Raw genomic sequence first — 14,699 nt, 5'->3', positions numbered from 1 at the left:
CGTCACCCCTTTGGCCCACGCGGCTTGCTGCCGGACCTTGCCCCGCCCGGACGCGAACCGCCCGGACGACCGCCAGGTTTGCCCGCGCCGCCCGGCTTTCCGCGACCGCCAGCGCCTTTCCCGGCAAAACCACCTGCGCCGGCTGGCTTGCCGCCGAAGGACTTGCCGCCAAAGGATTTGCCAGCCGGTTTTCCGCCGCGCGGCTTATCGCCGAAGGGCCGGTCGCCGGCAGGACGCTCGCTGCGCGGACGTTCGGAGCGAGTGCGTTCGGCACGCCCCTCGCCCGGGGAGAAGGATCGTGCGGGACGATCACCATCCTCGCGAGGCCGGCGTTCGCCCCTCGGCTTATCGAAGGACCGTTCGCCACGCGCCGGACGGTCTCCAAAGGGACGGTCACCACGCGGATGCTCGGAGCGCTTCTCGCCGGAGAAAGAACGGGCTGGGCGATCACCCTCTTCGCGCGGCCTGCGGTCGCCTCTCGGACGGTCACCAAAGGAACGCTCTCCCCGTTCGGCCCGATCGCCAAACGAACGCTTGCGGCCGAAATCGCCGCCCTCTTCGTCGCGCGGACGGCGGGCCGGCTCCTCGGCGCGGATCCAGTCGCTGTCGTCGTCGGCGCGGTTCACCACGACGCGGCGATCATTTTCGGGCGCAGGCTTCTTGAACAGCCGTTCGGCGTCAGCACGCGCAGAGGTTTTTTGGGCCTTGCCGTCCGTGGTCGGGCGGGCGCCCGGCGCCATCCAGACATTGGCGGTGCGGCTAGTGCCCAGCGGAGGACGCTTCTTCGGACGCTCCTCTTCATCCCGATCCCGGTTGCCGAACGATTTGCCGCCGCGGGGCTTGTCCGCGAACTTGCGGTCATCGCGCCTGGTATCGAGCCGGCCGAGCGCCTTCTCGCGCCTGTCTTCCGGCTTGCCGGCGCGCGGACGTTCCGTCTTTTCCGGCTTGGCGGCCCAATCGGACCGTTCGGCGCGCACCGGCTTGTCGTCTTCCGAGTCCCTGTCGTTGTAGAGCGGCGCGTCGAAATTCGCCTTCGCTTCCTCGATCAGGCGCGGCCCGAGCTGGTCGCGCAGCATGCGGCCACGCACTTCGATCACCTGGCCCTCGGGCAGATCACCGAGCTGGAACGGCCCATAGGAGATACGGATCAGGCGGTTGACCTCGAGCCCAAGTGCGCCGAGAACGTTCTTGATCTCGCGGTTCTTGCCTTCGCGAAGACCCATGGTGATCCAGACATTGCGACCTTGGCTACGGTCCAGCGTCGCGTCGATCGAACCGTAGAGCACGCCGTCGACAGCGATCCCTTCTTTCAGCTTGTCGAGCGCTTCCTGATCGATCTCGCCATGCGCGCGGACGCGGTAGCGGCGCAGCCAGCCCGTTGTCGGCAATTCCAGGACGCGCGACAGGCCGCCGTCATTGGTGAGCAGCAGCAGGCCTTCCGTATTGATGTCGAGTCGGCCGATCGAAAGCACCCGCGGCAGACCTTCCGGCAGGTTGTCGAAAACGGTCGGGCGGCCTTCCGGATCGGAATTGGTGGTCACGAGGCCGGCCGGCTTGTGATAGAGCCAGAGGCGGGTGCGCTCGATCCCGCGGATCGGCACGCCATCCACCTCGATCTTGTCGTTAAGCGTCGCATTGACGACGGGCGTGTCGAGAAGCTCACCGTTCAGCTTCACCCGACCTTCCATGATCATCCGCTCTATATCGCGGCGGGAGGCAACACCGGCGCGCGCCAGGAGCTTGGATATGCGCTCCGGCTTGCCCTCGGCCTCGGCGGATATCGTTGCGGCCGGCGCCGGCTTGCGCGCTGCCTTCACCGGTTTTTCGGAAAAGGCTTTCGGCGCGGCGTTTTTCCTTGCGCCCTTGGCGGCCTTGCTGCCGGCAGCCGCCTTCGGGGCCGATCTGGGTTTGGTTTCGCGAACGAAAGTTCTGCCTTCGCCGCGCTTCGGCTTGTCTTTGGAATTCATTTGTTGTTTGCCTGAAGCGTGATGTCTGACGGAGATGATCCGGACATTCTTGTTCGTGTTGACTTAAGTGGTGTTAGGCCCGCAAATCGGGCTTCCGGTTGGATGCTTCCTACCAGTTCGCGCGATCCGGGTTAAGAGGAAATCGCCTGAAATGGCCAATACCGATGGTTTCATGGACGCAGCGCTCGCCGAAGCCCGGGATGCCGCTGCCCGCGGCGAGGTTCCGGTCGGCGCCGTGCTGGTGCTCGACGGCGTCATCATCGCCCGGTCGGGAAACCGCACCCGCGCCGACAACGATGTCACGGCCCATGCAGAGATCGCCGTGATCCGCGATGCATCCGCAGCACTCGGGCAGGAGCGGCTTGCCGGTGCCGATCTCTACGTGACGCTTGAACCCTGCACCATGTGCGCGGCGGCAATCTCGTTTGCCCGCATACGCCGTCTCTATTACGGCGCGGAAGACCCGAAAGGCGGCGCGGTCGACAACGGCGTTCGCTTTTTCAGCCAACCGACCTGCCACCATGCGCCGGAGGTCTATTCCGGACTTGGCGAAACCGAAGCGGCAAGCCTGCTCACCGGTTTCTTCCGCGCGAAAAGAGAGGACTGACCGGCATGCCGGCAATCAGAAGAGCTTCCACCATTCGCGGGAGTTCTTCGCTTCCGTGGCTTCCTTCTTGCGGCGCTTTTCCTTCTGCATCTCGGGCTCGCCAAGATCGCTCAGATTGGCCGTATCCGCCGAACGGAACTCCGCAGGCGGTTCGGTAAGCGAACGGCGGCGGGCAGAGACGTCAACGGTCTCGGCGTCCTGCTTGGCCTTGCGGAAGGCCTCCCACTTTTCGGATTCGGTCAACTGACCGCCCTGGCCCTTGCCGGTGATAAGGGGAGATTGATATCTCGGATTGTTCGCGTTTGCATCCGCCTCTTCGCGGAGTCGCTTACGCGTTTCTTCCGGAGATTCGACCCAGTTCGGATTGTTCTCGCGGTTGGCAAGCGATTGCTGCGGCGGCGGCAGGTTAGCCGCATCCCCCTTGGCGACGACAAGCGAAGGACGCGGATTGTATTTCAGATTGCGCTTGGCTTCGTCTTCCTTGCCACCGATCGAAACGGCCGAACCAAGATCGTCGGTGAGCTGCTCGAGGGCAGTCTTGTCGGTGCCGTAGGTGGGGCTGCCAAGGCAGCCCGAAAGGGTCAAGGTCGAGGCGAGGATGCCGGCCACGCCCATGCCGACACGAAACGCAGATGTCGTTGTCATCAAAACCCTTCCAGCGGCGCCCGTCCTTGACGCCTGAGACTACTTGCACCCCAGATGGCGGGAAAATCCGGCCAATTTCGGGCAGAAATACCGGATGACGCGCCAAAGCGCAATCATCCGGCGGCTTTTCAGGTCAACCGAGACGACCGAGAGCGGCGAGTTCGCGAAGTGCCGCAGCGTCGCGTGCAGAGACATCCGGCCAGGCGGGGTCGGAACCGACATCCTTGGTCACACGCCAGGAGCGGGCGCATTTTACGCCTTCAGCGAGCTTCGAATCGACGGCAACGCCCGGAACTTCCGGCAGCCGGAAGGCGCTTTCCGGCCCTTCGCCCGCCACGATCTCGATGCCGGAGGTGATGCAGATCTCCTCGAAGTCCTGGCCTTCCAGCGCCTTCAGGAGCGCCGGATCGGTGATGTGGACGACGGGGGCCGCTTCCAGCGAGGAACCGATGCGCTTGTCCTTGCGCTCGATCTCCAGCGCGCCGGTGACAACGGAGCGGACCCGGCGGATGGCGCTCCATTTTTCGGCAAGCATGTCATTGCGCCATTCGGCCGGAACGTCCGGGAACTGTTCGAGATGCACGGAGACCGCGCCCGGATTGCGCGACAGCCACGCCTCCTCCGTGGTGAACGGCAGCATGGGCGCAAGCCAGGTCACCATGCAGTCGAAGATCCTGCGGATGACGGAGAGTGCTGCACGGCGGCGCAGCGACGACGGCGCATCGCAATAAAGCGCATCCTTGCGCACATCGAAATAGAAGGCCGAGAGCTCGACATTGGCGAAATCGATGAGCGCGCGTGCGATCTTCTTGAACTCGAAGGCGTCGTAAGCCTCACGGACGAGCTTATCCAGTTCCGCCAGGCGATGCAGCATCAGCTTCTCGAGTTCCGGCAGGTCGGCATAGGCGATCTCCTCGCCCTCGTCGTGGGCGAGCGTGCCGAGCATCCAGCGGATCGTATTCCTGAGCTTGCGATAGGCATCGACATTCGTCTGGATGATCGTCTTGCCGAGGCGCTGGTCTTCCCAGTAATCCGTCGTCATGACCCAGAGGCGCAGGATATCGGCGCCGGCATCCTTCATGACGTCCTGCGGCGCCACGACATTGCCGAGCGACTTCGACATCTTCTGGCCCTTCTCGTCCATGGTGAAACCATGGGTGATGACCGTGTCATAAGGCGCGCGGCCGCGGGTGGCGGCGGATTCCAGAAGCGACGAATGGAACCAGCCGCGATGCTGGTCGGAGCCTTCTAGATAGACATCGGCCGGCCATTTCAGGTCCGGGCGATCCTCCAGCGTGAAGGTGTGCGTCGAGCCCGAGTCGAACCAGACGTCGAGGATGTCCATGACCTGCGTCCACTTGGCCGGATCATGTTCGTTGCCCAGGAACCGTTCCTTGGCGCCTTCGGCAAACCATGCGTCCGCGCCTTCCACCTCGAAGGCATCGAGGATGCGCCGGTTGACGTCATCGTCCTGCAGGATTTCGCCATGCTCGTCGACGAAGACGCAGATCGGCACGCCCCAGGCACGCTGGCGTGACAGCACCCAGTCCGGGCGCTGCTCGATCATGGCGCGCAGGCGGTTCTGGCCGGCGGCCGGCACGAAACGGGTGTCGTCGATCGCCCTCAGCGCCCGCTCGCGCAACGTTAATGGCGGCTCATCACTATCCCGATCAAGGAACCAATGGCGTGATCCCTGGCCATTTTCTTCCGCCAACTCATCGGTACGCAAGATGTCCAGGTCCACGAAACTGATCGTGCTATCACCATTGGCTCTTCTTGCCCGCCCTAGTGGCTTGTCCATGTAGACGAACCATTGCGGCGTATTGCGGAAGATGATCGGCTTCTTCGACCGCCAGCTATGCGGATACTGGTGCTTCAGCCGGCCGCGAGCGAAGAGCATGTTCTTCTCGATCAGCGCCTTGATGACGCGGTCGTTGGCGTCGCCCTTCTTGCCGTTGTCGTCCATGACGCGCACGCCCTCGAAACCGGGCGCGTCGGCGGTGTAGGTGCCGGAATCATCGACCGGGAACGGGATCTTCGTCTCGATGCCGCGCGCTTCCAGCTCGCGGATATGATGCATCCATGCCTCGAAGTCCTCGCGACCGTGGCTCGGTGCCGTGTGGACGAAACCGGTACCGGCATCGTCGGTGACGTGATCGCCGGCCAGCAGCGGGACGGGGAATTCGTAGCCGCCTCCGAGGCCCTTGAGGGGATGGGCGCAGGTGATGCCGGCAAGCTGAGACGCAGAAACGCCACGCAAGCGCTTGAACTGCAATTTTGCCTTCGCAAAGCTCTCTTCCGCTAACTTGTCGGCAAAGATCAATTTTTCGCCGGGGCGCGGCCCGAAGTCGTTCTCGGCTGCCGTGACTTCGTACAGGCCGTAGCCGATTTTCGGCGAATAGGAGATTGCGCGGTTGCCGGGAATGGTCCAGGGAGTCGTCGTCCAGATAACGACGCTGGCATCCTGAAGATCTTTCTTTATGGCGATGTCGTCGTCTGCGAGCTTGCTTAAGTCATCATCGTCAACCCAACGTCCCCCCGCCCCAAGAGCAGCAAGCACAACCGGAAACTTCACCCAGATCGTATCGCTCTCGTAATCCTGATACTCCACCTCGGCTTCCGCCAGCGCGGTGCGCTCCACGACCGACCACATGATCGGCTTCGAGCCGCGATAGAGCTGGCCGCTCTTGGCGATCTTCAAGAGCTCGCCGGCGATGCGCGCTTCGGCGTGGAAATTCATCGTCAGGTACGGGTTCTCGAAATCGCCGACGATGCCGAGGCGCTGGAACTCACCCGCCTGAACCTTGATCCACTTTTCCGCATAGGCGCGGCACTCGCGGCGGAACTCGGTCATCGCCGCCGGCTCGGACAGGTCGGGCTTTGCCTTGCCCTTGGAACGATAGTTCTCTTCCTCGATCTTCCACTCGATCGGCAGGCCGTGGCAGTCCCAGCCCGGCACATAGTTCGAGTCATAGCCGCGCATCTGGAACGAGCGGGTGATGACGTCCTTGAGGATCTTGTTCAGCGCGTGGCCGATATGGATGTTACCGTTCGCATAGGGCGGGCCGTCGTGCAAAACGAATTTTTCGCGCCCTGCGGCGGAGGCGCGGAGCTTCTTGTAAAGGTCCATCTGCTGCCAGCGGGCAACCAGTTCCGGCTCCTTCTGCGGCAGTCCGGCGCGCATCGGAAAATCGGTTTCGGGCAGATAGAGGGTCTTCGAATAGTCGAGTTTTTCGGCGGTATCGGTCATGATGGCAATCGTCTCTGGCGCCGCGACGGGGCGCGTCTCGATGAAAACACGGTGGCGGAAGGCGCTTGTCGTAAGCGCCGAAAACCCGGACCCTCCGGCCGCTCTTACAGCGCGCGGAAGGCCGGGCCGATAATTCGTATGATCTGAGCCAGCCGAAATTTTTGCATAGTGGCGGTTGTTTATGTGTTCTTGCCGAAAAAAGGAAGAGGGTCGGTCAGGAATATGAAAGACCGGCTTCGGCAAAATAGCAGGCGCTTTCCCCCGCCCTGCCCTTTAAAACAGGACGGGACGGGAGACATGGCTGAAGCCGCGGCGTTCAGCCGAGCGGAATTTCGAGCAGGTCGCGTCCGACGACGATCTCCCCGTCAAAATGCCTGGCGGTTTCGGCGCGCCACATTTCGTCGGTGATCCACTCCATGTCGCCAGGCCCGAAATGGCTGAGGACGAGTTTCTTCGCGCGAGCCTGTGCGGCGATCATCCCCACCTGCTCGGCCGCCGTGTGACTTTCGACGATGTGCTTGCGGAAAGCGGGCGTGCCATTGGCGCGCTTCACCAGGGCGTCGACGCCGGGAAGGTAAAGGACTTCGTGCACCAGCACGTCCGCATCGCGCGCGAAATCGGCCAGCGCCGGATTATAGGCGGTGTCACCCGAATAAACGACGACCCCATACGGCGTTTCGAACCGGTAGGCGAGATTTTCCAGCGGCGGGTGGGGCGTCGTGAAGGCGGTCACCTTTACCCGCTCGTCCTGCATGACCAGCCCGTCCTTTTTGGTAAAATCGTGGGCGCGCAGGAGCTTGGACGGGTCGGCACGGCCCTCGTCCTCCATCCTGGTCGCGACGTCAAGACGGTTGAGCTGCCAGAAATCCCTCGCCATGTCTTCGAGCCCAGCCGGTCCATAGGCATCGACCGGCTGACGCAGCGCCCCGGATACCCAGATATTGTAGACCAGATTGCCGAATTCGAGCTGATGGTCCGAATGCATGTGGGAAATAAGGATCGTGCGGATGCTTGCAAGATCGATCCCTGCCTTCACGACCTGAGCCGTTACCCCCATGCCTGTGTCTATGATGTAGGTAACGCCGTCGACGATCAGCGCATTGGCGGGATTGGATCGGTTGCCACCGACGCGCGGCCCGCCCTTGGTGCCCAAGAGCACGAGCTTCGCCCCCTTGGGAGCTGCCGGTGCCTCGGCGTGAGCGGCAACCGGAAACATGCTTGAAGCGCCGGCTGCCAGGGCAAAGTTAAGAACACTCCGACGAGTGAATGCACGCCCGCTGTTTGAAATCTCCATCTCTCTCCTCCCTCCGATCAGAGAACCGAGATCTAACAACAGCCGAACGAGGAATCAATCAGAATAAGAATCTCATTCTGTTTTAAGCTGATGGACAACGGGAATACGATACGCAATTCATAGAGGAGAGGCGGTGCATATTGAGAACGACAGCGAATTGGCATGACGATCTGGCACGAGTTGGCGTTCTTCCCGCCCAGCAGTTGCGCAGCCGCGAATTGCGCGATCGCCTGATCGATGAAGGGCTGCGCATCGCGCGAAAGATTTCCTTCGACGAGGTCGGCGTTGCCGATATCTGCAACGCGGCCGAATGCTCGACCGGTGCCTTTTACGCGCGCTTCCCCGACAAGCTGACGCTCTTCAAGGCGGTCATGGTCGCGGCTGCGGCGGAATCGGGGCCAATGCTCGAGGCCGTCGTGCGGGAGACGACCTTCAACCGTATTCTCGCTGAACTGACACGGGCGCAAGTCGCCCGCTACATCGAGCAGAAGACCTTTTTCCGTTCCGCGTTCAAGGTCAGCCTGGAATCAGGAGAGGCATGGGAACCCTTCCGCCGGAACGTGCATGCGCTGACCGATGCCTTTCTCGATCGGGTTGCCCGCGAACCGTCGATCGATCATGCCCGCGTCGATGAGGCCCGCATCCGCTTCGCCTTCCAGGTGATGTACGGCGTTCTCAACAACACCATCATCAACCAGCCCGGCCCCTTCTTCCTGGAAACACCGGAGTTTCCGGAGATGCTCGAACAGACGATGCTGGCGACAATGGATTTGCCGCGCAAGCCGACTGCGAGCTGACTTGCGGACTTCGTCATCAAACGACGTCAGAATGCGATTTTCGCGTCCAGTTCCCCGAGCGGCCTGACACCGGAGAGCAGCGCCCGCGCCTCTTCCTCGTCGCGTTTGATCTGCACCACCAACGCGTCGAGACTGTCGAATTTCAACTCGTCGCGCAGGTGTCCGAAGAAGGAGACGGAACAGATTTCACCATAGAGGCTGCCGGAGAAATCGAAGAGATAGGTTTCAAGCAGCGGTGCGCCGTTGTCCGTCACGGTCGGACGGCGCCCGTAGCTTGCAACGCCATCGTGGAGCGTGCCGTCGGGGCGGCGGAACCGTACGGCATAGATGCCTGCCTTCAGCTCTGCTTCCGGGGACAACTGCATGTTGGCGGTCGGGAAGCCAAGCTGCCGGCCGAGCTTTTCGCCGCCGATCACCTCAGCCTCGACCGTATAACGGTAGCCGAGAAGACCTGCCGCGCCAGACACGTCGCCTTCCCCCAGCAGGGCCCGGATGCGGCTCGAAGATATCACTTCGGCATTTTCGTCCCGGAAGGCATCGACGAGCGAGACGGTAAAGCCGTGCCTTTCGCCCGACGCCATCAGGAAGGCCGGGCCGCCTTCCCTGCCCTTGCCGAAATGGAAATCGAAGCCGGTGACGACGGCGCCGGCATGCAGCCAGTCGACCAGGATCGTCCGGATGAATTCTTCCGCCGAGCGCGTCGCGAATTCCCTGGTAAAGGGATATTCGATCACCGACTGGAAGCCCATGGCCTCCAGCAATCGCGCCTTCAGCGGCGCGGGCGTCAGCCGGAAGACGGGTTCCTCCGGCCGGAACACGGTGCGTGGATGCGGCTCGAAGGTCAGCACCAGCGCGGGTGCGCCGCGCTCTTCGGCAAGCGACAACGCGCGCTCGAGAACGCTGCGATGGCCGCGATGCACGCCGTCGAAATTGCCGATGGCGATGACGCCGCCCTTCAACGCCTCGGGCAGCGGTTCTTTCTTTTCGTTGCGGTGGAATACGGTCATCGAAGCGATTTCCGGTTCAGGCAAGCCTCTGCATCCAGTATTTCGGCGCGGCGTTTTCCGACTTCAGCCAGGCATTGAGGATCGCCTCGTCTGTCCGGCCGTTGACGGTATATTCCGCCACATGGATACCCCCGCTGATATAGAGCAGGTCGAGCCCGTATGCGAGCGCGCCGCGCACGTCGGTGGGCATGCCGTCGCCGACCGCCAGCACGCGGTCCATCGGGAAATCGCCGCGCACTTCGCGAGCGGCGGCAAGCGTCGCCTCGTAGATCGGCCGGTGCGGCTTGCCGGCGATGCGCGTCTTGCCACCGAGCTGTTCGTAATAGGCGGCGACCGCACCGGCACAGGGGATGATGCGGTGGCCGCGCTCGACCACGAGGTCGGGGTTGGCGCAGATGAACGGCACGTCGCGCTTGACGAAGGCGGTCAGGAGGTCGGTGTAGTCCTCCGGCACTTCCTTCTCGTCGTCGAAAAAACCGGTGCAGACGATGCAGTCCGCGTCCTCTGCCGAAACGGCCTCGACGTCGAGCCCGTCAAACAGCGGCATGTCGCGTTCGGGGCCGAGCAGGAAGACCTTTTTCGGCCCTTCGGCAATCAGATGGCGCGTCACGTCGCCGGAGGTGACAATACGGTCATAGGTCCCGTCCGGCACGCCGAGCGCGCGCATCTGCTGGATGACGCCCGGCGCCGGACGCGGCGAATTGGTGATCAACACGACTGTCGCGCCGGCCTCCCGCGCCTCGGCAAGCGCCTTGCAGGAGTGCTGGAAGGCATCGACGCCATTGTGCACGACGCCCCAGACGTCGGAAAGAACGACGTCGTAGCCGCCGATCACTTCGCTCAAACTGCCGATGCGCTTTGCCATATGTCCGTCCTGTCACTCCAAGTCCCCGGTGACATGGCAAACCGCCGAAAAGATTACAAGCAAAAAGCTCCCGTTGCGCCGCGACGACACGCTGGTGTCATTTTTGCGCCGCACCATGGCCCGGCTTATCCATTAAGCTTGTTTTCAACCGGCAGGCGGGACCGCCTTTAAAATTTCAGCTTCGTCCTTGACTCAATCGCCGGCCCCACTTATCTCGACCCTCGTTAGCACTCCCGCAAGGTGAGTGCCAACAGCCAAGCGATACGGATCTTGCGATCCGTCAATGTCATTTGATCGAGGGATTAGACAATGGCAAGCACCAATTTCCGCCCCCTGCACGATCGCGTCGTCGTTCGCCGCGTCGAGTCTGAAGAAAAGACCAGAGGCGGCATCATCATTCCGGACACCGCCAAGGAAAAGCCCGCTGAAGGCGAAATCGTCGCCGTCGGCCCCGGCGCCCGCGACGAGTCCGGCAAGATCGCCGCGCTCGACGTCAAGGTCGGCGACCGCGTTCTCTTCGGCAAGTGGTCCGGCACGGAAGTCAAGATCAACGGCGAAGACCTTCTGATCATGAAGGAAACCGACATCATGGGCATCATCGGCTGATTTCGGCCGGTCGTGTTTTCCGAAATTCTCTGACACCCGTTTCAGGAGTTCTCAAAAATGGCAGCTAAAGAAGTCAAATTCGGCCGCACCGCGCGTGAAAAGATGCTGCGTGGCGTCGACATTCTCGCTGACGCAGTGAAGGTCACGCTCGGCCCGAAGGGTCGCAACGTCGTGATCGACAAGTCCTTCGGCGCGCCGCGCATCACCAAGGACGGCGTTTCCGTCGCCAAGGAAATCGAACTGGAAGACAAGTTCGAGAACATGGGCGCCCAGATGGTCCGCGAAGTCGCTTCGAAGACCAACGACATCGCCGGTGACGGCACCACGACCGCAACCGTTCTTGCCCAGGCCATCGTTCGCGAAGGCGCCAAGGCCGTTGCAGCCGGCATGAACCCGATGGACCTGAAGCGCGGCATCGACCTCGCCGTCAAGGCCGTCGTCGCTGATCTCCAGGCCAAGGCCAAGAAGATCAACACTTCGGAAGAAGTCGCCCAGGTCGGCACGATCTCCGCCAACGGCGAGCGCCAGATCGGCCTCGACATTGCCGAAGCCATGCAGAAGGTCGGCAACGAAGGCGTCATCACGGTTGAAGAAGCCAAGACCGCCGAGACCGAACTCGAAGTCGTCGAAGGCATGCAGTTCGACCGCGGCTATCTCTCGCCCTACTTCGTCACCAACCCGGAAAAGATGGTTGCTGACCTGGAAGATGCCTTCATCCTCCTGCACGAGAAGAAACTCTCCAACCTCCAGGCGATGCTCCCGGTTCTCGAAGCCGTCGTTCAGACCGGCAAGCCGCTCCTCATCATCGCTGAAGACGTCGAAGGCGAAGCGCTCGCAACGCTCGTCGTCAACAAGCTGCGTGGCGGCCTCAAGATCGCTGCCGTCAAGGCTCCGGGCTTCGGCGATCGCCGCAAGGCCATGCTGGAAGACATTGCCATCCTGACCGGCGGCACTGTCATCTCCGAAGACCTCGGCATCAAGCTCGAAAACGTCACCATCGACATGCTCGGCCGTGCCAAGAAGGTTTCGATCTCCAAGGAAAACACCACGATCGTCGACGGTGCGGGCCAGAAGGCCGACATCGAAGGCCGCGTCGGCCAGATCAAGGCCCAGATCGAGGAAACCACCTCCGACTACGACCGCGAGAAGCTGCAGGAACGCCTTGCCAAGCTCGCTGGCGGCGTTGCCGTCATCCGCGTCGGCGGTTCGACGGAAGTCGAAGTGAAGGAAAAGAAGGACCGCATCGACGACGCGCTCAACGCGACCCGTGCGGCCGTTCAGGAAGGCATCGTACCGGGCGGCGGCGTCGCTCTGCTGCGTGCTTCCGCTCAGCTTACGGTCAAGGGCGAAAACGCCGACCAGGAAGCCGGTGTCAACATCGTTCGCCGCGCCCTGCAGGCTCCGGCCCGCCAGATCGCCGAAAACGCTGGTGACGAAGCTTCGATCGTCGTCGGTAAGATCCTCGAAAAGAACGACGACAACTACGGCTACAACGCCCAGACCGGCGAATACGGCGACATGATCGGCATGGGCATCGTCGATCCGGTCAAGGTCGTTCGCACCGCCCTGCAGGACGCAGCCTCGGTTGCCGGCCTGCTGGTCACCACCGAAGCCATGATCGCCGAGCTGCCGAAGAAGGACGCTCCGGCCGGCATGCCTGGCGGCATGGGCGGAATGGGCGGCATGGACATGATGTGAGACTGACGTCTCGCATCTGAGCCATCCGGTTCAGTCTTGGAAGGGCGGTCTTCGGGCCGCCCTTTTTCATCTCAACGAGGCCGCCATCATTCCAGACGGCTCTGCGCGTCGAGCGCGCCGGGCTATCGACTTCCGCTTCCCTGACATTCGTCAATTGACGGGAAACCTCCAGGAGGATAATTGGAATTCATGACCAGCAGCGCCTCGATCGTCAGCATCTGCATGATGATGCCGCTTTCCAAATCGGAAGCGGCAGGTCTTGGCATGTAATCCACGCGGATAAACAAACATCCAAGTCGCTTCCACCCGGGGCGGCTTTTTTGTCTTCAGGGACCGCCTCGTTCTCAAACCCGAGAGGTCTCCCGATGCCCGCGAATGCTCATTCCATCAACCCATCTCATCGCTACGTCACGACGGCGATTCCCTATGTGAACGCCCGGCCCCATATCGGCTTCGCGCTGGAGGTCGTTCAGGCCGACGTCATCGCCCGATCCCACCGCTCCGCGGGCGCCGATACGCGCTTCCTGGCCGGTACCGACGAGAACAGCATCAAGAACGTTCAGGCTGCCGAAGCCGCCGGGCTGCCCGTCGAAACGCTCGTCGAGCGCAATTCCGATCACTTTCGCGCTCTTCAGCAAGGTTTGAACCTCTCCTATGACGACTTTATCCGGACCAGCAGCGATCCACGCCATGCACCCGGCGCCCGCAAGCTCTGGGCGGCATGTTTCAGGAGCGGCGACATCTACAAGCGTGCCTATCGCGGCCTTTACTGCAATGGCTGCGAACAATTCTACAAGGCCGAAGAACTCGCCGACGGCAAATGCCCTGAACACGGCACTGTCCCGGACTTCGTGGAAGAAGAAAACTGGTTCTTCCGCCTCTCGCGCTACGAGGAGACGCTGCGCAGATTGTATGAACGTCGCGAGATCGACGTGGTGCCGGAATCACGGCGCAATGAGGTCCTGGCCTGGATCAGGGGAGGCCTTGAAGATTTCAGCATTTCGCGCAGCGCAATCCGTGCACGCGGATGGGGCATTCCCGTGCCGAACGATCCAGGCCAGGTGATTTATGTCTGGTTCGATGCGCTTGCCAACTACATCACGGCCCTCGGCTATGGGACGGACGAAGCCCTGTTCCGCCGCTTCTGGCTTGAGAGCGATTCCCGGGAACACGTGATCGGCAAGGGGATCACCCGGTTCCATGCCATCTATTGGCCGGCCATTCTTCTTTCGGCGGGCATCATCCCGCCCACGCGCATCTTCGTCCACGGTTATGTGACAGTGGACGGCCGGAAGATCGGCAAATCGGCCGGCAACGCGATCGATCCCGTTCCATTGGCCGGTGAACTCGGCACAGATGCCTTGCGTTACTATCTTTTGCGGCATATCCGCCCTACGGGCGACGGTGATTTTTCCCATGAGCGCTTCCGGCAGGCGCATGACTCCGAACTTGCGGATCAGCTCGGCAATCTCGTGCACCGCGCTCTCAGCATGATCGACCGCTATTGCGGCGGCATCATACCGGCTCCCGAAGGCACCGACATCAGAGGGGACGACCTGCTTCATCAGGCGGCCGACCTCAGGAAAATCGTCGCCGGCTCCATCGAGGCCTACACATTCGATGAGGCTCTGGATGCCGTGTGGTCGTTCGTCGCGTCGACAAATCGCTATGTCGCGGAACAGCAACCCTGGGCTCTGGCCAAAGCCGAAGGTTCCGAACCGGCGATCAGGTTGCGCAACTGCCTGTTTAATTTGGAGGCGTCACTGCAGGCGATCGCCGATTGCCTCAGCCCCCTGCTGCCGGAGACGAGCGAAAAACTGCGCTATAAACTGGGCGGGCCATTGCGGGGCGTCGAGGCCAGGGAACTGGCCGGGCTCAAGGTTGACAGAGGTGGCGCACTGTTTCCCAAGGGGAGCATCTCACGCAATCCCGGCTAGAGCAAAGATGCAAGGCCGCTGACAAC

At 62.1% G+C, this 14,699-nt stretch carries 11 protein-coding genes; 5 read left to right on the top strand and 6 right to left on the bottom strand.

Annotated features, from left to right (window positions below; all coding sequences use genetic code 11):
* Positions 1 to 2 precede the first annotated feature (2 nt).
* Complete coding sequence (locus QEO92_RS02240) at positions 3 to 1,967, bottom strand: pseudouridine synthase (protein ID WP_456152749.1); 1,965 nt, start codon at positions 1,965 to 1,967, stop codon at positions 3 to 5.
* Positions 1,968 to 2,118: 151 nt separating this feature from the next.
* Here QEO92_RS02240 and QEO92_RS02235 point away from each other — a divergent pair, with 151 nt between their 5' ends.
* Positions 2,119 to 2,574: a nucleoside deaminase gene (locus QEO92_RS02235; protein WP_037158381.1), complete on the top strand. Its 456-nt coding sequence runs from the start codon at positions 2,119 to 2,121 to the stop codon at positions 2,572 to 2,574.
* A 15-nt stretch (positions 2,575 to 2,589) separates the two neighbouring features.
* On the opposite strand, the gene QEO92_RS02230 is transcribed toward QEO92_RS02235, so the two are convergent.
* The 3 genes from QEO92_RS02230 to QEO92_RS02220 form a co-directional block, all read right to left on the bottom strand.
* A complete protein-coding gene (locus QEO92_RS02230) occupies positions 2,590 to 3,219 on the bottom strand; it encodes a hypothetical protein (protein ID WP_037158383.1) in 630 nt (209 codons plus the stop codon).
* A gap of 133 nt (positions 3,220 to 3,352) precedes the next feature.
* Positions 3,353 to 6,469, bottom strand: a complete 3,117-nt coding sequence (ileS, locus tag QEO92_RS02225) for an isoleucine--tRNA ligase (RefSeq protein WP_227702011.1) — start codon at positions 6,467 to 6,469, stop codon at positions 3,353 to 3,355.
* A gap of 316 nt (positions 6,470 to 6,785) precedes the next feature.
* Positions 6,786 to 7,763 carry an MBL fold metallo-hydrolase gene (locus QEO92_RS02220; RefSeq protein WP_227702010.1) on the bottom strand — a complete coding sequence of 326 codons (978 nt, stop codon included), beginning with the start codon at positions 7,761 to 7,763 and terminating at the stop codon, positions 6,786 to 6,788.
* A gap of 140 nt (positions 7,764 to 7,903) precedes the next feature.
* Here QEO92_RS02220 and QEO92_RS02215 point away from each other — a divergent pair, with 140 nt between their 5' ends.
* Positions 7,904 to 8,560 carry a TetR/AcrR family transcriptional regulator gene (locus QEO92_RS02215; protein ID WP_227702009.1) on the top strand — a complete coding sequence of 219 codons (657 nt, stop codon included), beginning with the start codon at positions 7,904 to 7,906 and terminating at the stop codon, positions 8,558 to 8,560.
* 26 nt (positions 8,561 to 8,586) lie between these two features.
* Here the strand turns inward: QEO92_RS02215 and QEO92_RS02210 are convergent, their stop codons facing one another.
* Both QEO92_RS02210 and QEO92_RS02205 read right to left on the bottom strand, forming a co-directional pair.
* Complete coding sequence (locus QEO92_RS02210; RefSeq protein ID WP_227702008.1) at positions 8,587 to 9,567, bottom strand: bifunctional riboflavin kinase/FAD synthetase; 981 nt, start codon at positions 9,565 to 9,567, stop codon at positions 8,587 to 8,589.
* Positions 9,568 to 9,583: 16 nt separating this feature from the next.
* Positions 9,584 to 10,432, bottom strand: coding sequence for a TIGR01459 family HAD-type hydrolase (locus QEO92_RS02205; protein ID WP_227702007.1), 849 nt, complete (start codon positions 10,430 to 10,432; stop codon positions 9,584 to 9,586).
* Between the two features lie 309 nt (positions 10,433 to 10,741).
* On the opposite strand from QEO92_RS02205, the gene groES reads away from it, so the two are divergent.
* The 3 genes from groES to QEO92_RS02190 all read left to right on the top strand — a co-directional run bounded on the left by groES (position 10,742) and on the right by QEO92_RS02190 (position 14,673).
* Positions 10,742 to 11,038: a co-chaperone GroES gene (gene groES, locus QEO92_RS02200; RefSeq protein ID WP_037158403.1), complete on the top strand. Its 297-nt coding sequence runs from the start codon at positions 10,742 to 10,744 to the stop codon at positions 11,036 to 11,038.
* 57 nt (positions 11,039 to 11,095) lie between these two features.
* Positions 11,096 to 12,736: a chaperonin GroEL gene (gene groL / locus QEO92_RS02195; RefSeq protein ID WP_037158405.1), complete on the top strand. Its 1,641-nt coding sequence runs from the start codon at positions 11,096 to 11,098 to the stop codon at positions 12,734 to 12,736.
* Positions 12,737 to 13,101: 365 nt separating this feature from the next.
* Entirely contained in the window at positions 13,102 to 14,673 is a 1,572-nt protein-coding gene (locus tag QEO92_RS02190) for a methionine--tRNA ligase (RefSeq protein ID WP_227702006.1), read from the top strand.
* Positions 14,674 to 14,699: the final 26 nt, after the last annotated feature.

Source organism: Neorhizobium petrolearium, from assembly GCF_029854435.1.
GTDB classification, from domain to species: Bacteria; Pseudomonadota; Alphaproteobacteria; order Rhizobiales; family Rhizobiaceae; genus Neorhizobium; species Neorhizobium petrolearium.
Note: the sequence above shows the minus strand (reverse complement) of the source record. Positions and strands in the feature narration are given on the sequence as shown.